Genomic DNA, 16,975 nt, shown 5'->3' with positions numbered 1-16,975 from the left:
GTTCCGCTATGCATGCCGTTCTCCAGGAACTTACGCTGAAATTAGAATAGGCATCGACTTGGTCCTTTGGCTTTGAATTCTCCGCCGCTGGGAAATAGGACAAGTTTTGGGTCTCAACCCAAGCTCATGTTCTATGTCGTAGTCACGCTCCCAGAGCATGAAGATGTGTTCAAGCTCCCCATCGGCAAGGATCTCGGTTCCAGTCGTCCGTTCGAGGTGAAACAAGCCCATGAGAATTTCTTCTCGTGCGGCTATTGAGAAAGGCCCCGGCCTCTCAACTCCATTGCGTCGAACTGGCCAACGACGTTTTTCATCATTCCGGACTTCGGCAAGCCAGTTTCGGAACTCCAAAAAAGGTTGTAACTCAGAGTAGCCCGCATCTACCATTTTCGTTGCTGAATGGTCTTTGCGCACCACTGTGCATGTCCAGCATCCAAATCGCCCGCTGCCGCAGGGGGGAGAGTTGGGGGACTTAAGCACAGGGCATTCTCCCGAGGCATCTCTATAGATGCCTTCGATTTCACGAGCGTCTATCGAAGTCGGCGTTCCAAGGCAAAATACGGCATCCCAAACGTCCGAAATTGAGAAGTCCAGTATTGGCAAATAGATCGTTGCTGAAGATCCACCTTGCTTCTGCCAATAATCGTCGCCATTTTTTTGGATTGACCGTTTCCGTTGCTGGCTCTCGTCGCGCCGACTGCCAAGGACCACGATGGTGTCATCTGAACCGAAGGATCGCATATACTTAGTAACGGGATTTATTCGTAGAGCTTTCGTGCACCAGCGAAAACTGTTGGTAGGCGTTGGGTAACCACGACCCACGACCTTGGCAAAGAACCGATCCTGAACGGGCGCGCTTAGAATATCCACACTAAGTGGAACCTTCGCGTCTTCAGCCTCTCGACGGATATTTTTCAGAGTGCGTTTTACATACGAGTCTATGACTGGATTTTCTACGCCGGTATCGCAATAAATTAAGGAAATTCGTAATGGTTTTCTCTCTGCTTTCTGAAACGCTGCCAAGAACACCTTCAGGGTAGCAGTGGAATCCTTGCCTCCTGAGTATGCAATGACCCAGTTCTTGTCTGGGTATTCTTCTATGGCCGATTTCGTGCGTTGGATGGCGGGCAATATCTGCTCACTCATTTCTTGAAAAACTCTTTGACTTCGCTGGAGTGAAAGGAGCGAATGATTTCTATTTGCTCGTCGCCAATTCTCTTGTGCATTTCCGTCAATGCCCACGAAATTGGCCACGTCACGGCGGCGATTGCAGAAAATACAACCACTCCCATCAGAGCTCCCTGTGAATCAAAAACGAAGTGGTATGCGACAGATATGATCGTAAATATGATCGAGATTACTCGCGCGTCGGCTGATGATGTCCACAACAAGCCATTGAACATTGCTCTTCTGGACTGGATGGTGAGGCTGTCATCTGCATTGACTAATCTGTAGAACAGCGGCTTGATTTGCTGCCAACTTGACTTACCCGGGTTCCCACCATCGCTTCCAATTTTTATCAGCGCCTGTGTAATGTTTGAGTTCACGGCGTCGTAATTTCGACGATTGGCCCAATTTCGCAACGGCAGCACATAATACAGCAACCCGAGGACAAATGCGGAAGCAGTTTTCCCTACCTCGTCCGGGGCAAGAGATGTCTGAACCTTCCAGTCTCCGGTGAAGCTTCCAAGCATCGCCCAAAAGAAAAAGATGATGATGCCTGGCACGAGAAATCTAAGATTTTTGAGCGTTTCAATCGACATGTTTGAACTTCAGTTGAGTGAATAGAGTATGAGGCGAGTATCGCCCTTCTCACTACACCCTATGATGGACGGGCGCTATGGGGATTGGATCAAGATTAAAGAAGTTTCTCTTTTCCGCTTTGGTTTCAGAAATTTGGCCAATCTCAACTTTGGAAGCCAGTGAAACCGAAGAACCAATCTTTCTCAGACTCTGTGTTTCCTCTTGAAGTCGGCCAAGAGTTGGGCGGCAAAGCACAGGAGATCAACCATGTGCATTTTTTCACTGAACCCGCTTCGTGAAGTCCAGGACTTTGCCTACCAGCACGATCAGGCGCTGCAGAGCGCATCGCTCGTCCTGGCAGGACAGTTTGCGTTGAAACGCACCCAATCTCTGTTGGATGAAATCCGCAGTGCAAAGTCAATGACGCGCCGTCTTCAGCGTGGCATCGTGGAGCTGCACAAGCTGCTTTCACTCTACTACGTGCACGACGAAAACCGCATCGAGGCGGCATACTTTGCGGATCTGGATCCAAGCGATCCGTATGTCGAAGAGATTTGCCTCCTGACTGAGGCTCTGACCGATCTTCTGTATCGCATCGACTGCGCCCCTGAGCAGCCGCTCTCTGACTACCTTCTTGCTGCCTGAGGCAGTGTTTCCGGTCGGTTCACCACAGCCGACCGCTTGAGAATTCGGCCTCCCGCTGGATTCACCAAAACGGGTAGAAAAGGAGACATCCATGTCCCGCGATAAAATTGAAGAAATGGCGTATCATTGCCTCGTGACAGGCAATGATTTTGCCAAGGCCATCGAGCTACTGGAGCTACCGATCGAGCCATCGTTCGACCTTTCTTACCGAAGCCTTCTGGGGAAGCTGAAGAATGGTGATGTTCTGGGGAAATCAGATCTGTTCACGGTTGAGCAAATTGGTGACATTCTTCGGGCCGAGATGAATGCAATGAGAACCGGATATGGTGACCGAGCGTTCGAATGCTACACCGACGAAGATGTAATATTCGACCGTGATCTGGAGCTGATGCGGCGTGCAGCTGTTTGCTATCGGTGTCTTATGTCAGCCAATCGAGCTTTGCGCGATCTGTCGAACGCCCGCCGGTGGGTTTGCTCGCTGGAAACAAGAGGATAAGGCGGTCAATCGAAAAATACACTGGGTAGCATTATCAAAACACGGACCGCGAGACTTTCGCGGTCCGCATTCTCAGATTGCCCCCTGTTCGTGTTGCTCGACGCCTCTTAAGAACACATGAGACATAGGAGAGTAATGATGATGGTGCCCCGAAACTCTGCAAGCCCAACGCTTAACGATAGCATTCCGCTCATCCTGGCTACTTTTCAGTTTGGGGCAGCGCCTCGCGGAGAATGTGAGGCGCTGAACGACACCATTCTACAAGGGCCAGTTCAGGCCGTTTAGTTGGTCCTCCCAGTCAAGAAGAACTTCAAAGAGAGTGTTCGAACTTTCTCCCGTGGGGGGCACCATTTCAATCTACAAAATGTAACAAAAATAGTGCCTTAAGCTTTATTTGGTGTGTGTCGTTACGCTATTTGTCCGCAACGAGCTTGTCGGTTGTTGCGTTTAGTTTCAGGTAGCGGATCTGGCGGGTGCTTCGGCGAAAAATGCTGGGTGTCGCCTACAGTTCAACTGCCTGGCATCCAAAACACCCACGAACACTAGGCACTTGGGCGGTTCCCACTCCTTCGAAACGAGTGCCAGCCAATTTGGTCGAAGCACCGAGCGCGGCCATCCTGCTCATGGTTGAGGTGTTCAAAGGTGATCCAAAATTGCCCGAGGCTTCCATGAGAAGCTCGAGCAAAATATGGATCCCAAATCTAGGCATACCTAAGAGGCCTTACGTCTTAGCCATTCAAACTTATCATTTCCTATACGGCCACCTTGCGATGCGAGCGCGGCCTGTGCCTCCGCCGCATAGTGGGGCTTGAGTTCAGCGACTCAGGTAAAACATTCGCCTTCATCGCTGTTGAACGTTTTGGGATCTGCATCGCTTTCAATCTTACTTGTTCTCACATCCCGACTACTGTCATCTGGCGCGAAGCTTACCATTTGTACGTCAGAGAGTTTGAACGACGTGGTCAAACCTTCAAAAGCACCAGCTTCCGTTATCGGAAAACGAAATTTTTCAGAAATGCTGACTTTCCGCAACTTGAGCAGTGGGAAGTAGGTCGGTCTCTTCAATCGAACTGCGTCACAGAGTGGTTGCACACAAAGAAGGTAATGGATTTCACCGTTTTCAGGGTCAGTTTTGCTCAGAATTGTGCCTGACTTTAACTGATAGCTCTGATCGAGCTCCTTTGGGTAGCTCGACATTTTATCAAGAAAAGCAATGCGCGCGAGGTCTTGATCTGAAGTATGGCCAAATGTGATCGGTATCTCAGCCCGTTCGAATTTCTTGGTTTGCGACTTGTCCAGTCCAAACCCGTCTTTGATGGATTTTCGTAGGCGCTGATGTCAGACATACCAAGTCTGTCGCCGCCATGCCGCGGCTGGGCGCGTGATTGCTCCGCGCCCAGAAGAGAAAGAACTGCGTCCGCCAGCCCGATCACACCTGCCAGGTGACGCGGGCGTCTGCGGCCAGCATCTCCCCCTTGGCGCGGTCAAGCCGCAGATAGGCAATCCCCTTGCCACCGGACTGGGTGAACAGCGTGCCCACGGGTTTGCCTCCGGCAGTGATCTCAGTGCCAACCGGCGCCGTGCCCTCAACCTCCACCGTGCGGAACCCCTTGCGCAGCTCGGTCTTGTGCTTCATCCGCGCCGTCACCTCCTGGCCAACATAGCAGCCCTTGCGGAAATCAACGCCGTTCAGCGCTTCGAACCCGGCCTCCAGAATATAGCTCTCCGGCCCCAGTTCGACGCTGGTCTCAGGGATGCAATGGGCGACCCGCACCGCATCCCAATCACTGCCGTCATCGCCGCCTTCAGCGCCATAGAGCCGCCAGCCCATCGCCGCATGGCGCGGATCACTCAGGGCGCTCTCAGGCGCTGGACCTGTGCCGCGTTTCACTTGCAGACCGGTCATCTCCACCTGCACATCGGCGCGCAGCCGGTACATGTTCAGCCGCTTCATGAGGCCCTCCGCCAGCGACGCCTCCACGTCCAAGAGCACCGCATCGCCGTCCGGCGCCAGAAAGAAATCCGCCATATACTTGCCCTGCGGCGTCAGCAGCGCGGCATAGACCAGCCCGCCGTCCGGGCTGTCCAGCCGGTCCACGTTATTGGTCACCAGCCCCTGCAGAAAGCTGCGGGCGTCGGAACCACTCAGGCGCAGGATGCGGCGGTCGCTCATTTCATGTCTCCGGTGTGTGTCAGAGGGCGTTTCATAGTTCCGCCCAGTGATATAGGAAGCAGGGTGGAAGAAAACAGGAAAACCATCCATGCCCGCGCCGGTCAGCATCGTGATCCCCACTCTGAACGCAAGCGAAGAGCTGCCCGCCACGCTGGAATACCTGATGGAGGGGGTGGCAGCGGGCCTGATCCGCGAACTGGTGATCACCGACGGCGGCTCCGCCGACGCCACCCGAACCATCGCCGATGGTGCAGGCGCAGAGTGGATCAGCGGCGCCTCCTCCCGCGGCGGCCAGCTGCGGCGGGGCTGTGCGGCGGTCAAGGGGGACTGGCTTTTGGTGCTGCACGCCGACACTCACCTGGAACCCGGCTGGGCCAAAGCTGTGGCGCAGCATCTGCAAAAGGGGCAGGGCAGCCCCGCCTGTTTCCGCCTGCGCTTCAGGGCGCGCGGGCTGATGCCCGCCTGGGTTGCGGGCTGGGCCAATCTGCGCACGCGGCTGTTCGGGCTGCCCTATGGCGATCAGGGCCTGCTGATCCGCCGGGCGGCGTATGAGGCCGCAGGCGGTTATCCCGACCAGCCGCTGATGGAGGACGTGGCGTTGGTGCGCCGCTTACAGTGTGTGACGATTCTGCCAAGCGCGGCGCTGACCAGCGCCGCGCGCTACCAGCGCGCGGGCTGGCTGCGGCGCGGAGCACGCAACCTGTGGACGCTGATGCGGTATTTTCTTGGGTGGGATACAAGAAAGCTGGCTGCTTCTTACCGGAAATAGAGGAGAGAGCAGGGTTCGTCCGCGGGCGGAAGCGAAGCGCCCGCCCATGGGGGGCAGACGGGCGAAATATTGAAAGATACTCAGCCAAACACCTTGCGGGAAAACCGGCGGAACCAGCGTTCCTTGCCACTCTTTGCACCGCCCGGCACTTGCTCGGCCTGGGCGGCGATGCCTGCGGTATCCACCACCGTCTTGCCGTCCTGAAACTGCAGCCGGTATAGGTCGGCATAAACACCGCCGCGCGCCAGCAGATCGTCATGCGTGCCCTGGTCCAGTACCCGGCCGCGGTCCATTACCACAATCTTGTCGGCGTTGCGGATGGTCGACAACCGGTGCGCAATCACCAGCGTGGTGCGCCCGCCGGCCAGCTTGTCCAGCGCCTGCTGCACCACCTTTTCAGACTGCGCATCCAGGGCCGAGGTCGCTTCGTCCAGCAGCAGCACCGGCGTGTTGCGCAGCAAAGCCCGCGCAATCACAACCCGCTGGCGCTGACCTCCCGACAGGGCTGATCCGCGCGGCCCCACCCGGGTCTCCAGCCCATGCTCCAGCTTGGGCAGGAAATCCGCCACATGCGAGGCCTCCAGCGCGGCTTGCAGCTCTGCGTCGGGTACATCGGTGCGCCCGAGCACGATATTCTCAAGCAGGGTCTCGTCGAACAGCATCGCATCCTGCGTCACCACGGAAAACAGGCTGCGCAGATCGGCGGTGTTCAGATCGGTGACCTCAACCCCGCCCACGGCGACCGACCCCGCCTGCGGATCCACCATCCGGGTCAGCAGGTTGAAGATCGTCGATTTGCCCGCGCCCGAAGCCCCCACCAGCGCCGTGGTCTTGCCGGCTTCGGCCTCCAGCGTCAGCCCGTGCAGGATCTGCGCATCGCCATAGCTCAGCTCGACACCGCTCAGGCTGATGGCAGGGAGGCCGGCTGGCGCGGCCTTGGGGTTTTCCGGCTCGCTCAGCAGAATAGGTGCATCCAGCAGCTCCTTGATCCGCTCAAGGGCTGCCGCCGCGCCCTGCCAGACACCGGAAATATTGGCCAGCCGCCGCATCGGCTCGAAACTCAGCCCGATCGAGGTGAAAAAGCTCATGAACTGGCCGACGGTCTTTTCGCCGGCAATGATCTCGTTGCCGCCATAGAGCAGCACCGCCATGAAACCGACGCCGGCCATGATATCGGTCATGCCCGAAATCGACGAGGTGCCAAAGGCCGCCTTCACCTCAGAGCCGACAAAATCATCGGTGCGGTCAGAGAACCGGCGGACCTGATACTCCTCCAGACGGTTCAGCTTGACCGGCACGATGCCGTGAAAAATCTCGTCCAGACGGGTTGCCAGATCGGCGCCCAGATCCCGCGCGCGCGACGCCTTTTTGCGCACATAGCGCTGGATGGTGGAGATCGGCAGCAGCAGCACCGGCACCCCGACAAGCAGGATCAGCGTCCAGCGCCAATCAATGCTGAACGCCACACCCAGCACCGCCATCAGCGCCACCAGATCGCGCCCGGCGCCGGTGATCACCGCCTGCCAGACCGCGTTGATGGCATAGACATCCGATTGGATCCGCTGGATCAGCAGCCCCGGCGGGTGCTGCTGGTGAAACGCCGGATCCTGCCGGATCAGCCGCGCCAGCATGTCCTTGCGCAGATGCGCGGCAGAGGTCTGCGAGACCTTGCTCAGCAGAACCTTCTGGGTAACGCTGGACACGCCGCGCAGGGTGAAGATCGCCAGAAACGCCAGGCTGACCCAGACCAGCGCATTTGAATTGCCTGCGACAAACACCAGATCGAACATCGGCTGCATCATATAGCCAAGCGCGCCCATGGTGGCGCCTTCGATCAGCATGAATACCGCGGCAATGCCCAACAGCCCGATGTAATGGCGCAGATAGCCGCGCCACAGCCAGCCGAACAGCTCGCGCGAGGATTTGTGAGGCTTGCTCATGCGGGGAGGGTCCGGCAGGGAGTTCGGGTCATTTTGCGCCTTTTCTGACATGCCGCAACCATTTAAGCAGCTGGGCTGCAGGGCGCAAGCACTTCGCCGTGACCCTGCGTCCGCGGCAATTGACCATGCGAATCCGCCGGCTACTGTGCCGTCAAGGTTCAACCGCGGCGGCATTCCCCCGCCCGCGCTGCAAGGAACATTGCCCATGAGCGGATCTGTAAACGTATCAGCCGGCCGGCCCTATCTTGCCATTCCCGGCCCTTCGGTGGTGCCGGATCCGGTACTGCAGGCGATGCACCGCCCGTCGCCGAATATTTATGCCGGTGAGCTGGTCGAGATGACTGCCACCCTGATCCCGGATCTGCGGCGGGTGGCGCGCACCGCTCATCAGGCTGCGATCTATATCTCCAACGGCCACGGCGCCTGGGAGGCCGCTTTGCAGAACACCCTGCAGCCGGGCGACCGCGTGCTTGTGCCCTCCTCAGGCCGCTTTGCCATCGGCTGGTCGGAAATGTCCCAAGGGCTGGGCGTCGAAACCGAAGTGCTCGATTTCGGCACCAGCGCGCCTTGGGACATGGACCGCATCGCCGATGCGCTGGCCGCCGACACCGCCCACCGCATCAAGGCAGTCCTGGGCGTGCATGTGGACACCTCCAGCTCGATCCGCAACAACATTGCGGGGCTGCGTCATCTGCTGGACGAAACCGGCCACCCGGCGCTCCTGATGGCAGACTGCATCGCCTCGCTTGGCTGTGAGCGGTTCGAGATGGACGCCTGGGGCGTCGATGTGATGGTCAGCGCCAGCCAGAAGGGGCTGATGGTGCCGCCGGGCCTTGGCTTTGTATTTTTCAATGACAAGGCCGCCGTTGCCCGCAAAGCGCTGCCGCGGATCAGCCGTTATTGGGACTGGGCGCCGCGCGCCAACCCGCAGGAGTTCTACCAGTATTTCGGCGGCACCGCGCCCACGCACCACCTCTACGGCCTTCGCGCGGCGCTGGACATGATCCACGCCGAAGGGGTTGAAAACACCTGGGCCCGGCATGCCCATCTGGCCCGCACCATCTGGGCCGCTTGCGAGGCCTGGGGCGCTGACGGCCCGTTGCGCATGAACGTGCCGGAGCGGTCCTTGCGTTCCCATGCGGTCACCGCCTTGCGGATCGGGTCGCCGCTGGGAACCGAGCTGCGCATGTGGCTGGAACAGAGCCTGGGCCTGACGCTGGGCATCGGCCTTGGCATGGCGCCGTCAAGCAGCCCGGAATGGCACGGCTTTTTCCGACTGGGCCATATGGGCCATGTCAACGGCCATATGGTCATGGGCCTGCTGGGCGGTATCGAAACGGGGCTGAGGGCCCTGAATATCCCGCATGGGCCTGGCGCGCTGGAAGCCGCCGCAGCAGCAATGGCCGGGCACTAGCAGCCCCCCGGAAACAGGCAGAAGGCGGAGTCACGCCTTCTGCGAATTCAGACGTATTTCCAGCCTGGTGATAAGATGATTGATCAGCACCGCCAGCACCAGAACAGGCACCATTCCGTACATCACCCAGACCACAAAGAAGATCCACATCAGGTTGATCCCGGCAAAGGTGATTGCGGCAGTGAAGAAATCCGGCATGTTGGCCGGCAGTTCAGGGTCACGCATGACAATTCTCCCGGTTCTACGTCTAAATGGTAGCCCAGGAGTGGTGAATGTCCGGTAAAACCGCCGCGATCAGGCGGGAGTTGGCAGGTTTCAGCCGCCCGCTTCAGGCGGTCTGCGCCGCCGCAAGCGCCCGCGGCAGCGCCGCGGCAAAGGCATCCAGCTCCGCTTCCGGCCCGCAGCTCACCCGGATGCAGCGGTTTTGCGGTTCGGCAAAGGGCATCCGCACAAAGATCCCCTGATCCACCAGCGAGCCCAGCACCGCCTTGGCAAACATCCCGTCCCGGCCGCAATCAATCGCCACGAAATTGGTGGCCGAGGGCAGGGCGCTCAACCCGTTTTCCGCCGCGATCCCAGCAATCCGGTCCCGCGCGCCGCGGATCTGCGCCAGCACCTGCGCCAGCCAGTCCTGATCCTGCAAGGCCGCCAGCGCCCCCGCCTGCGCCGCCCGGTTCATGCCGAAATGGTTGCGCACCTTGTTGAAGGCGGAAATCAGCTCCGGGTGGCCGATGGCATAGCCCACCCGTGCACCGGCCATGGCATAGGCCTTGGAAAAGGTCCGCATCCGGATCACCCGCACATCATCGGCGCTGATGGGCGCCGCGGTGCCTTCCGGCGCGCATTCCACATAAGCCTCGTCCAGCAGAAGCAGGCAGCCCTCCGGCAAGTGGTCCAGCGCCACGGCAATATCTGCGCCGTTGTGCCAGCTGCCCATCGGATTGTCCGGGTTGGCCAGGTAGACGATCTTGGCATCCACCTCCGCCGCCCTGGTAAACAGAGCGGCCAAATCCTCACGGTCGTCCTTATAGGGCACGGTGTGGATCACCCCGCCAAACCCCGCCACATGATAGTTGAACGTCGGATAGGCCCCCAGCGAGGTCACCACCGCGTCACCTTCGCCCACCAGCAGCCGCACCAGATAGCCGAGCAACCCGTCGATGCCTTCACCGACGAGGATATGCTCCGGCGCCACCCCGTGATGCGCCGCCAGCGCGTGGCGCAGATCATGGCTTTGCGCATCGCCGTACTTCCAGATTTCCGCCGCCGCTGCGCCCATCGCCTCAACCGCCTTGGGCGAGGGGCCGAAAATGTTCTCATTCGCCCCCATCCGCGCGGCAAAGGGCGCACCACGCTCGCGCTCCTGTGTCTCAGGGCCGACAAAGGGCACGGTGGCGGGCAGGGATTGCGCAAGCGGGGTATAGCGGGGACCAGTCATGGCCGCAGATAACCCCAAGCCCGCGAAGGGGGCAAGGCTTGCGTCCCCTCAGCCGCCCGCGCAGTCTGCGCCAGACCTTTAAGGGATTCTTTCATGCGCATTGTCTTTGCCCTGCTGGCCGCCGCTTTGGCCTATCTGCTGTTCTGGCCCGTCCCGGTGGACCCCATCGCCTATGACCCGCCCGAGGCTCCGGGCTTTACCGGCCCTTATGCTGAAAACAACGCTTTGGATGCGGCGGACCTTATCACGCTTCCGAACGGCGGTCTCGGGCCGGAGGATCTGGCTCAAACGCCGGACGGCGCGGTCTATACCACCAGCCTTTCCGGCAATCTCTACCGCATCGACGGGGCGGAGCCGCAGCTGATCGACCGCTTGGGCGGCCGCCCGCTGGGCCTCAAGGCCGGGCCGGACGGTGCTCTCTATATCGCCGACAGCTTCCGCGGCATCCTGCGCTGGACCGGCCCCGGCACGCTGGAAGTTCTGACCGACAACATCGGCGGCGCCCCGATCCTCTATGCCAACCAGCTGGATGTTGCCCGCGACGGCACCGTTTATTTCTCCAACTCCTCCAACCGGTTCGACCCGGAAACCATGGGTGGCACCAAGCCGACCTCGATCCTCACCATCTGGGAGCAGTCGGACACAGGCTATGTCGCCCGCTTGGCGCCAGACGGCACCGTCGAAAAACTCACGGACGGCTTTGTCTACACCAATGGCATTGCCCTGTCGCCGGATGAGGAGTTTCTGTTGATCAACGAAACCGGCCGCGCCCGCGTCCACCGGCTCTGGCTCAAGGGCGAGTGGGCAGGCCAGCGCGAGGTCTTTCTCGACAACCTCCCTGGCTACCCTGACAATCTCGAGGCGCAGGGCGACGGCACCTATTGGCTCGCCTTCGCCAGCCCGCGCCTGCCGTCGGAAAAGCTGATGCCGTACCCGGCCTTACGCAAACTGATCTGGCGCCTGGGGCCAATGGTGCGACCGGCACCGGTGCATCGCGGCATGCTGATGCAGTTCGACGGGCAGGGGAACGTCCTGCGCACGCTGCAGGACCCGGACGGGCGCCTCGGCGTCACCACCGGCGGCAAGGTAGCGGGAGGGCAGCTTTATGTGATGACGCTGGACTCGCCCTGGTTCGCCCGTATGCCGCTGCAGCCCTGACCCTTCCCCCACGTCGGACTGGCAACCCGTCCGCTGCCGGGGCAGGCTGGAGCCACACCAGCAGCGGAGAGCACACCATGGCCAAAGTCACCACCGGCTACAAGGACCACATCGCCTATGTCACGCTTGCCCGCCCGGACAAGCACAACGCGCTCGACGAAGAGATGATCGAGGCGATCATCGCCGCAGGCCAGGAAGTCGCCGCCTCGGACGCCCGTGCGGTGGTGCTGGCCGGATCCGGCAAAAGCTTCTGCGCCGGTCTCGACATGGCCGCGCTGGCCGGGTTTGCGCAGCGCGACCTCAGCACCCTGGTGATGGAACGCACGCACCACGACGCCAACGCGTTCCAGGAGGTGGCGATGGTCTGGCGCCGGGTGCCGGTGCCGGTGATCGCCGCCATCCATGGCGCCTGTTTCGGCGGCGGCTTGCAGATCGCGCTGGGTGCCGACATCCGCATTGCCCACCCGGAGGCGCAGCTGTCGGTGATGGAAATGAAATGGGGGCTGATTCCGGACATGGGCGGCATGGCACTGTTGCCGCGGCTGCTGCGCTCCGACGTACTGCGCCGCCTGACCTACACCGCCGAGAAGGTCGGCGCGCAGCAGGCGCTGGGCTGGGGCCTGCTGAGTGAGTTGGCAGACAGCCCGCTCACCCGTGCCCAGGAACTGGCCACCGTCATCGCAGCAAAAAGCCCCTCCGCCATCCGCGCTGCCAAACGCATGATCGCTTTTGCCGAAAGCGGTGCAGGCCAGGCCGATGTGCTGCTGGCCGAAAGCGCCGAGCAGCTGGAACTGATCGGCAAGCCGGATCAGATGGAGGCCGTCGCGGCGCAGCTGCAAAAACGCCCGCCAGATTTCGGCTGAACCCTGCCAGGACGGTTTCTTTTCCGCCCCTGTACCGCCGCCCGCGTGGTGCTGAACCGGAATTCCAACAGCTTCTTCTGGCTGTAAATATCCCCGCCGGAAGCAGCGCCCGGAACGGGCGCTTCGCTGCCTGCCTGCCGTCAAAAACCGCAACAGCGGAATTTCGCCAATTTTTCCGAAAATCCGCCGATGCCAGCGGGAAACCGCCGCCTGCCGGCAGAAAAATGCCGCGTAAAATCAACAGAAACACCTGTTAACCTTTTGGCAATACCTGCGGGCGAATTCTGCCTTTAGCAGGGCGCGAGAGAGGCCAATCCAGTATTTGGAAATCTGCTGCCGGGAGGCCCGCACGGGCACCGGATGGCTGCTTGCGCTCTGAAGACCTGCAGTAGACCCGGCTGAGGCAGACGCTGTCTCAAGACCGGACTTCAGAAAGGAGTGAGGCTGATGCAACTGGTGCAGAAAAAATGGTTCATCTTGTTTGAAAGCGGCGGCCTGCTGTCCCGGACCGGGGACCGGATCACCTATTTTTATGACGAGGCCCTGTGCTTCGGGGACCGCGAGGAGGCGCGGCGCTATCTTGCGGTCAATGAAAACAAAGTCAGCTATACCGGCCTGCGCCCGTCGCTGACCGAAGCGGCGTGAGCGGATGGCTCGCCGCCAGCCGCAGGCCCGCAGCGGCAGAGGCCGCGATGCCTAGCTCGGTACGCTGGCTGCTCGCCTTCAGCGGGGTGATGATCTCCGCCTCGGCGCTGGTGTTCTGGGCCTGGCTCGGCGGCGCGGGCCAGGCCGCGGAGGATCAGCCCGGCTGGTTCACCCTGACTGCATTGCGGTTTTTCTGGCTGCCCTTCTTCAGCGGCGCCGGACTGGTGCTGGCGGTCTGCTGCGCCGGGCGCTCCGGTCTCTGATCCTGGCTTTTGATCCGGGCCTCTGACCTTCCGGCCATAAAAAAGCCGCGCCCTGTACAGGCGCGGCTTTCAAATCAACAGATCTGCGGACGGCTTACAGCGACGCGTCGTAGATCTTGGAGATATTCGCGCCCAGAGCGGCATCATAATCCGCATCGCTCATAGCCACGTTCAGCCCTTCGGTCAGGGCGCGGCTGAAGGAGGCGATCATCTTGGCGTTCTGCGACAGGCGGGCGCAGGCGTCATCGGTGGTGTAGCCGCCCGACAGTGCCACTACCCGCACCACATTGGCGTGATCCGCCAGATCATCATACAGGCCTGCCTTGGACGGGATGGTCAGTTTCAACGCCACCTTGCAGTCCGCGGGCAGGGCGTCCAGCTGCGCCTTGACCTCCGCCTTCAGGATGTCTTCGGCTTCGGCTTTGGTCGCGGAATTGATGTCCACTTCCGGCTCGATGATCGGCACCAGCCCGGCCGCGACGATTTGCTGCCCGACTTCGAACTGCTGGGCGACAACCGCCTTGATGCCCTCGGCATTGGCGTCCTTGACCACAGACCGCATCTTGGTGCCGAAGATACCCTTGGTGCAGGCGCGCGCCAGCAGCGCGTCCAGCTCCGGCATCGGCTTCATCATCTGCACGCCGGCCGCCTCATCCGCCAGGCCCTTGTCGACCTTCAGAAACGGCACCACGCCGCAATCGCCCCACAGGAAGTCCGCGGTTGGCTTGCCGTCGATCTCGCCATCCATGGTCTTCTCGAACAGGATCGCGCCCAGGATGCGCTCCTTGCCGAAGCTCGGCGAGGTGATGATGCGGGTGCGCATCTTGTGAATCTCGGCGAACATCTCGTCATCGCCGGAGTAGGCGTCTTCGGTCACGCCATAAAGCGCCAGCGCCTTCGGGGTCGAGCCGCCGGATTGGTCCAGCGCCGCAATGAAGCCATTGCCGGTGGCGATGCGGTCGAGTTGTGCCTGCTGTACGGAAGCGTCTTTTGCCATAATGCGTCACTCTTCTTGGGAATGGTCTGTCTTGGCGCTGTCTATAGCGCGAATCTGCTGGGAAACAACGGGGTGTTGCGCTAACGGAAGAAGGATTTCCGCGCATCCCGCGCCATGTTATAGCGCATTTCCAGATCCGAGATCCGCGCCATCGCCGCCTTGCGCGCCTCTGGATCTGCCAATCCTGCATATTCCCTGCGCGCTGCGGCCAGCTGGTCCTTCAGTGTGAACTCCTCCGGCACCACGCCGGCCTGAGCCATGATCCGCATCCCTGCCGCCAGCCCCGCATCCACATGCGCCTCGCTGCTGCGGTCGGGCAAGGGCTTGCCTTCACCTTCCAGCCCCTGCAGCTGCCCCTCAGCCTGCGCTTTGGCCAGCTGGCGTTCAATGAGATTTCGGAATGCGCGGATCATACAGGGCCTCTTGCGTTGCGCCGGGATCTTATCAGCCGCAGCTCAGCCCAGCCAGTCCTTGCGGGTGACCGCATCATTCAGGGCAATAAGATCCTCGTGCAATTCGCCCAATGCAATGGGGCCGCCCAGGCAGACGCGCACTGCTTCCTCCGGCAGCCCGGTCACGGTAAAGGCATCGCTTGGCATGATTCCGATCTGACGGCCTGCCATACGGCCCATCACCTCGGCCCGGCTGGTGCCGCGCGGCAGGGTGAGCCAAAGGTTGAATGCCAGCGGGTCCGCATCGGTAAAGCACTCCTGCAGCACCTCCGCCGCCAAGGCTTGCCGCTGCGCCGCCGCCTTGCGGACAAAACTTTGGATTTCCGTTGCAGTGCCATCCTCGATCCAGCGGCCCAGCAGCGCCAGGTTCAGCGGCGATACCATTACATGCATCGACCGCAGCGCTTGTGAAAACTGCCCCATCAGGCCGCGCTTGGGCACGGTCGTATAGGCCAGCCGCAACCCGGCGCCGAAACATTTGGAGAGGCCCGCGATATGCCAGCTCAGATCCGGGATCAGGCTGCTGATGGCGGCAGGCGCATCCTCGGCAACGAAGCAATAGGCGTCGTCTTCGATCAGCGGCAGGTCATGTTTTTGCAGCACTGCCGCCACCTCCTGCCGCCGGTGGCTGGGCATGGTCCGGGTGGTCGGGTTCTGCAGGGTCGGGTTCAGGTACAACGCTGCCGGCCAGTGATCGGTGACCGCCTTCTCCAGCGCATCCGGCAGGATGCCGCCCTGGTCCCCCGCCAGTCCGATCAGCCGGATCCCCAGCCGGGCCGCAATCGACCGCAACCCGGGATAGGTCACATCCTCGCACAAGATGGTTGAACCAGGCTCGCACAGCACCGTGAGGATCGCATAAAGGCTGGCATGGGAACCTGGGGTGATTGCCAGCCGCTCCGGCGCGCACGGCAGGCCGTTTGCCTGCATCCAATCCGCCGCAATGGCCCGGTCCTGCGGGCTGCCGGTCACCGATTGATAGCGCAACAGCGGCAGCAGATTGGCTGAGACATGCTCCAACCCCTTTTGCATCCGCGCCAGCAAGGCCGGGTCGTCCGGCTCCGGTGGCATGTTCATCATCGGGTCTTCTTCCAGCGCCCGCCGCGGATCGGGGCGTTCCGGCAGCGCGTCCGGTGCCTTCACAAAGGTGCCGCGGCCGACAAAGCTTTCGATGTAGCCGCGCCGCACTGCTTCGGCGTAACCGCGTGACACGGTTGAGAAATCCACCCCCAGATCCTGCGCCACCCGCCGCTGCGGCGGCAGCCGGTCGCCGGGTGCCAGCACGCCGGTGTCGATGTCGGATTTGATCGCCTCGGCCAGTTCCAGATAGCGGGGCTTTGCATTGGCCAGACGGGCCGGGGTCCACTGCTTCATCTGCAGAATCTCCAGGGGTGATTGTTCCGTAATTGATTGGTTCAATGGCTGACCGCGTCAATAAATACAATATATATGATTGCAAATTGATTGCAATCATTCTTGGAATCGCGGTATCTGGCCGCAAACCCCAAGGAGACGTGCGATGACTGGGATGGATGTTTTGCAACAGGATCAGCGGGAAATGAAACCTGCCTTGCTGAAGGGGCTGCGGCTGCGCTGCCCGAATTGCGGTGAGGGCAAGCTCTTGCACAGCTATCTCAAGGTGAACGACAGCTGCAGCGAATGCGCCCAGGAGCTGCACCACCAGCGCGCCGATGACGGCCCGGCCTATCTGACCATCCTGGTGGTCGGCCACATCCTCGGTTTTGCGCTGCACATCGTCTACACCCAGCTGCGGCCGGATCCCTGGACACTGGCAATCATCATGTCGGTGATCACGGTGGGGGCCTCGCTGGTGATGCTGCCGCGGATGAAGGGGCTGGTAGTGGCCTATCAATGGGCCAAGCGGATGCACGGGTTCTAACCCGGCCTGAAACCAATCAATAAAAATGTAAAAGGCGGGCCATTGGCCCGCCTTTTTCCGTATTCTCCCTGCGCCGCGA

19 protein-coding genes are annotated in these 16,975 nt (G+C 60.8%); 9 read left to right on the top strand and 10 right to left on the bottom strand.

Annotated elements, in window-relative coordinates:
* Window positions 1–30: 30 nt before the first annotated feature.
* Both AQUI_RS30275 and AQUI_RS0123080 read right to left on the bottom strand, forming a co-directional pair.
* Window positions 31–1,146, bottom strand: a complete 1,116-nt coding sequence (locus tag AQUI_RS30275; RefSeq protein WP_084294502.1) for a phosphoadenosine phosphosulfate reductase domain-containing protein — start codon at window positions 1,144–1,146, stop codon at window positions 31–33.
* On the bottom strand, window positions 1,143–1,763 hold the full coding sequence (locus AQUI_RS0123080; protein WP_027259639.1) for a hypothetical protein: 621 nt from the start codon (window positions 1,761–1,763) through the stop codon (window positions 1,143–1,145). Before AQUI_RS0123080 ends, AQUI_RS30275 begins: the two co-directional genes overlap by 4 nt.
* Before the next feature lie 247 nt (window positions 1,764–2,010).
* Between AQUI_RS0123080 and AQUI_RS28680 the strand changes: the two genes are divergently transcribed.
* Both AQUI_RS28680 and AQUI_RS0123070 read left to right on the top strand, forming a co-directional pair.
* A complete protein-coding gene (locus AQUI_RS28680; protein ID WP_156916905.1) occupies window positions 2,011–2,388 on the top strand; it encodes a hypothetical protein in 378 nt (125 codons plus the stop codon).
* 91 nt (window positions 2,389–2,479) lie between these two features.
* Window positions 2,480–2,884: a hypothetical protein gene (locus AQUI_RS0123070; protein ID WP_027259638.1), complete on the top strand. Its 405-nt coding sequence runs from the start codon at window positions 2,480–2,482 to the stop codon at window positions 2,882–2,884.
* An 822-nt stretch (window positions 2,885–3,706) separates the two neighbouring features.
* Here the strand turns inward: AQUI_RS0123070 and AQUI_RS31590 are convergent.
* Both AQUI_RS31590 and ygfZ read right to left on the bottom strand, forming a co-directional pair.
* Window positions 3,707–3,949 carry a hypothetical protein gene (locus AQUI_RS31590; protein WP_211236043.1) on the bottom strand — a complete coding sequence of 81 codons (243 nt, stop codon included), beginning with the start codon at window positions 3,947–3,949 and terminating at the stop codon, window positions 3,707–3,709.
* 364 nt (window positions 3,950–4,313) lie between these two features.
* Window positions 4,314–5,057: a CAF17-like 4Fe-4S cluster assembly/insertion protein YgfZ gene (gene ygfZ / locus AQUI_RS0123060; RefSeq protein ID WP_027259636.1), complete on the bottom strand. Its 744-nt coding sequence runs from the start codon at window positions 5,055–5,057 to the stop codon at window positions 4,314–4,316.
* 88 nt (window positions 5,058–5,145) lie between these two features.
* Here ygfZ and AQUI_RS0123055 point away from each other — a divergent pair, with 88 nt between their 5' ends.
* Window positions 5,146–5,826, top strand: a complete 681-nt coding sequence (locus AQUI_RS0123055) for a TIGR04283 family arsenosugar biosynthesis glycosyltransferase (RefSeq protein ID WP_027259635.1) — start codon at window positions 5,146–5,148, stop codon at window positions 5,824–5,826.
* A gap of 80 nt (window positions 5,827–5,906) precedes the next feature.
* On the opposite strand, the gene AQUI_RS0123050 is transcribed toward AQUI_RS0123055, so the two are convergent.
* Window positions 5,907–7,766, bottom strand: coding sequence for an ABC transporter ATP-binding protein (locus AQUI_RS0123050; protein WP_027259634.1), 1,860 nt, complete (start codon window positions 7,764–7,766; stop codon window positions 5,907–5,909).
* 205 nt (window positions 7,767–7,971) lie between these two features.
* Between AQUI_RS0123050 and AQUI_RS0123045 the strand changes: the two genes are divergently transcribed.
* Window positions 7,972–9,180 (top strand): pyridoxal-phosphate-dependent aminotransferase family protein, encoded by a 1,209-nt coding sequence (locus tag AQUI_RS0123045; protein ID WP_027259633.1) that lies wholly within the window; start codon window positions 7,972–7,974, stop codon window positions 9,178–9,180.
* A 30-nt stretch (window positions 9,181–9,210) separates the two neighbouring features.
* Here AQUI_RS0123045 and AQUI_RS0123040 read toward each other — a convergent pair whose 3' ends face one another.
* A complete protein-coding gene (locus AQUI_RS0123040; RefSeq protein WP_027259632.1) occupies window positions 9,211–9,405 on the bottom strand; it encodes a hypothetical protein in 195 nt (64 codons plus the stop codon).
* Window positions 9,406–9,508: 103 nt separating this feature from the next.
* On the bottom strand, window positions 9,509–10,618 hold the full coding sequence (locus AQUI_RS0123035; RefSeq protein WP_027259631.1) for a pyridoxal phosphate-dependent aminotransferase: 1,110 nt from the start codon (window positions 10,616–10,618) through the stop codon (window positions 9,509–9,511).
* A 93-nt stretch (window positions 10,619–10,711) separates the two neighbouring features.
* Between AQUI_RS0123035 and AQUI_RS0123030 the strand changes: the two genes are divergently transcribed.
* The 4 genes from AQUI_RS0123030 (at window position 10,712) to AQUI_RS0123015 (ending at window position 13,547) form a co-directional block, all read left to right on the top strand.
* The gene (locus AQUI_RS0123030; protein ID WP_027259630.1) at window positions 10,712–11,776 is read left to right on the top strand and encodes an SMP-30/gluconolactonase/LRE family protein; all 1,065 of its coding nucleotides are present in this window, start codon (window positions 10,712–10,714) and stop codon (window positions 11,774–11,776) included.
* A 77-nt stretch (window positions 11,777–11,853) separates the two neighbouring features.
* A complete protein-coding gene (locus AQUI_RS0123025) occupies window positions 11,854–12,639 on the top strand; it encodes a crotonase/enoyl-CoA hydratase family protein (protein WP_027259629.1) in 786 nt (261 codons plus the stop codon).
* 447 nt (window positions 12,640–13,086) lie between these two features.
* Window positions 13,087–13,284, top strand: coding sequence for a hypothetical protein (locus tag AQUI_RS0123020; RefSeq protein WP_027259628.1), 198 nt, complete (start codon window positions 13,087–13,089; stop codon window positions 13,282–13,284).
* Window positions 13,285–13,331: 47 nt separating this feature from the next.
* Window positions 13,332–13,547 (top strand): hypothetical protein, encoded by a 216-nt coding sequence (locus AQUI_RS0123015; protein WP_027259627.1) that lies wholly within the window; start codon window positions 13,332–13,334, stop codon window positions 13,545–13,547.
* A 94-nt stretch (window positions 13,548–13,641) separates the two neighbouring features.
* Here the strand turns inward: AQUI_RS0123015 and AQUI_RS0123010 are convergent, their stop codons facing one another.
* The 3 genes from AQUI_RS0123010 to AQUI_RS0123000 form a co-directional block, all read right to left on the bottom strand.
* Window positions 13,642–14,544, bottom strand: coding sequence for a fructose bisphosphate aldolase (locus AQUI_RS0123010; protein WP_027259626.1), 903 nt, complete (start codon window positions 14,542–14,544; stop codon window positions 13,642–13,644).
* An 80-nt stretch (window positions 14,545–14,624) separates the two neighbouring features.
* Window positions 14,625–14,957, bottom strand: coding sequence for a DnaJ family domain-containing protein (locus AQUI_RS0123005; RefSeq protein WP_027259625.1), 333 nt, complete (start codon window positions 14,955–14,957; stop codon window positions 14,625–14,627).
* A 42-nt stretch (window positions 14,958–14,999) separates the two neighbouring features.
* On the bottom strand, window positions 15,000–16,370 hold the full coding sequence (locus AQUI_RS0123000; protein ID WP_027259624.1) for an aminotransferase-like domain-containing protein: 1,371 nt from the start codon (window positions 16,368–16,370) through the stop codon (window positions 15,000–15,002).
* A 145-nt stretch (window positions 16,371–16,515) separates the two neighbouring features.
* On the opposite strand from AQUI_RS0123000, the gene AQUI_RS0122995 reads away from it, so the two are divergent.
* A complete protein-coding gene (locus AQUI_RS0122995) occupies window positions 16,516–16,896 on the top strand; it encodes a DUF983 domain-containing protein (protein WP_027259623.1) in 381 nt (126 codons plus the stop codon).
* Window positions 16,897–16,975 lie beyond the last annotated feature (79 nt).

It is taken from the genome of Leisingera aquimarina DSM 24565 (assembly GCF_000473165.1).
GTDB lineage: Bacteria > Pseudomonadota > Alphaproteobacteria > Rhodobacterales > Rhodobacteraceae > Leisingera > Leisingera aquimarina.
The sequence above is the reverse complement of the archived record's forward strand: the minus strand, read 5'-3'. Positions and strand labels throughout refer to the sequence as shown.

Excerpts from the sequence above, each read along its gene's own strand:
- AQUI_RS0123005 (WP_027259625.1), bottom strand. The coding sequence starts at position 14,957 with ATGATCCGCGCATTCCGAAATCTCATTGAACGCCAGCTGGCCAAAGCG.
- AQUI_RS0123045 (WP_027259633.1), top strand. The coding sequence starts at position 7,972 with ATGAGCGGATCTGTAAACGTATCAGCCGGCCGGCCCTATCTTGCCATT.
- AQUI_RS30275 (WP_084294502.1), bottom strand. The coding sequence starts at position 1,146 with ATGAGTGAGCAGATATTGCCCGCCATCCAACGCACGAAATCGGCCATA.
- AQUI_RS0122995 (WP_027259623.1), top strand. The coding sequence starts at position 16,516 with ATGACTGGGATGGATGTTTTGCAACAGGATCAGCGGGAAATGAAACCT.
- AQUI_RS0123070 (WP_027259638.1), top strand. The coding sequence starts at position 2,480 with ATGTCCCGCGATAAAATTGAAGAAATGGCGTATCATTGCCTCGTGACA.
- AQUI_RS0123020 (WP_027259628.1), top strand. The coding sequence starts at position 13,087 with ATGCAACTGGTGCAGAAAAAATGGTTCATCTTGTTTGAAAGCGGCGGC.
- AQUI_RS0123025 (WP_027259629.1), top strand. The coding sequence starts at position 11,854 with ATGGCCAAAGTCACCACCGGCTACAAGGACCACATCGCCTATGTCACG.
- AQUI_RS0123010 (WP_027259626.1), bottom strand. The coding sequence starts at position 14,544 with ATGGCAAAAGACGCTTCCGTACAGCAGGCACAACTCGACCGCATCGCC.
- AQUI_RS0123055 (WP_027259635.1), top strand. The coding sequence starts at position 5,146 with ATGCCCGCGCCGGTCAGCATCGTGATCCCCACTCTGAACGCAAGCGAA.
- AQUI_RS0123000 (WP_027259624.1), bottom strand. The coding sequence starts at position 16,370 with ATGAAGCAGTGGACCCCGGCCCGTCTGGCCAATGCAAAGCCCCGCTAT.
- ygfZ (WP_027259636.1), bottom strand. The coding sequence starts at position 5,057 with ATGAGCGACCGCCGCATCCTGCGCCTGAGTGGTTCCGACGCCCGCAGC.
- AQUI_RS28680 (WP_156916905.1), top strand. The coding sequence starts at position 2,011 with ATGTGCATTTTTTCACTGAACCCGCTTCGTGAAGTCCAGGACTTTGCC.
- AQUI_RS0123030 (WP_027259630.1), top strand. The coding sequence starts at position 10,712 with ATGCGCATTGTCTTTGCCCTGCTGGCCGCCGCTTTGGCCTATCTGCTG.
- AQUI_RS0123035 (WP_027259631.1), bottom strand. The coding sequence starts at position 10,618 with ATGACTGGTCCCCGCTATACCCCGCTTGCGCAATCCCTGCCCGCCACC.
- AQUI_RS0123040 (WP_027259632.1), bottom strand. The coding sequence starts at position 9,405 with ATGCGTGACCCTGAACTGCCGGCCAACATGCCGGATTTCTTCACTGCC.
- AQUI_RS0123015 (WP_027259627.1), top strand. The coding sequence starts at position 13,332 with ATGCCTAGCTCGGTACGCTGGCTGCTCGCCTTCAGCGGGGTGATGATC.
- AQUI_RS0123050 (WP_027259634.1), bottom strand. The coding sequence starts at position 7,766 with ATGAGCAAGCCTCACAAATCCTCGCGCGAGCTGTTCGGCTGGCTGTGG.
- AQUI_RS0123080 (WP_027259639.1), bottom strand. The coding sequence starts at position 1,763 with ATGTCGATTGAAACGCTCAAAAATCTTAGATTTCTCGTGCCAGGCATC.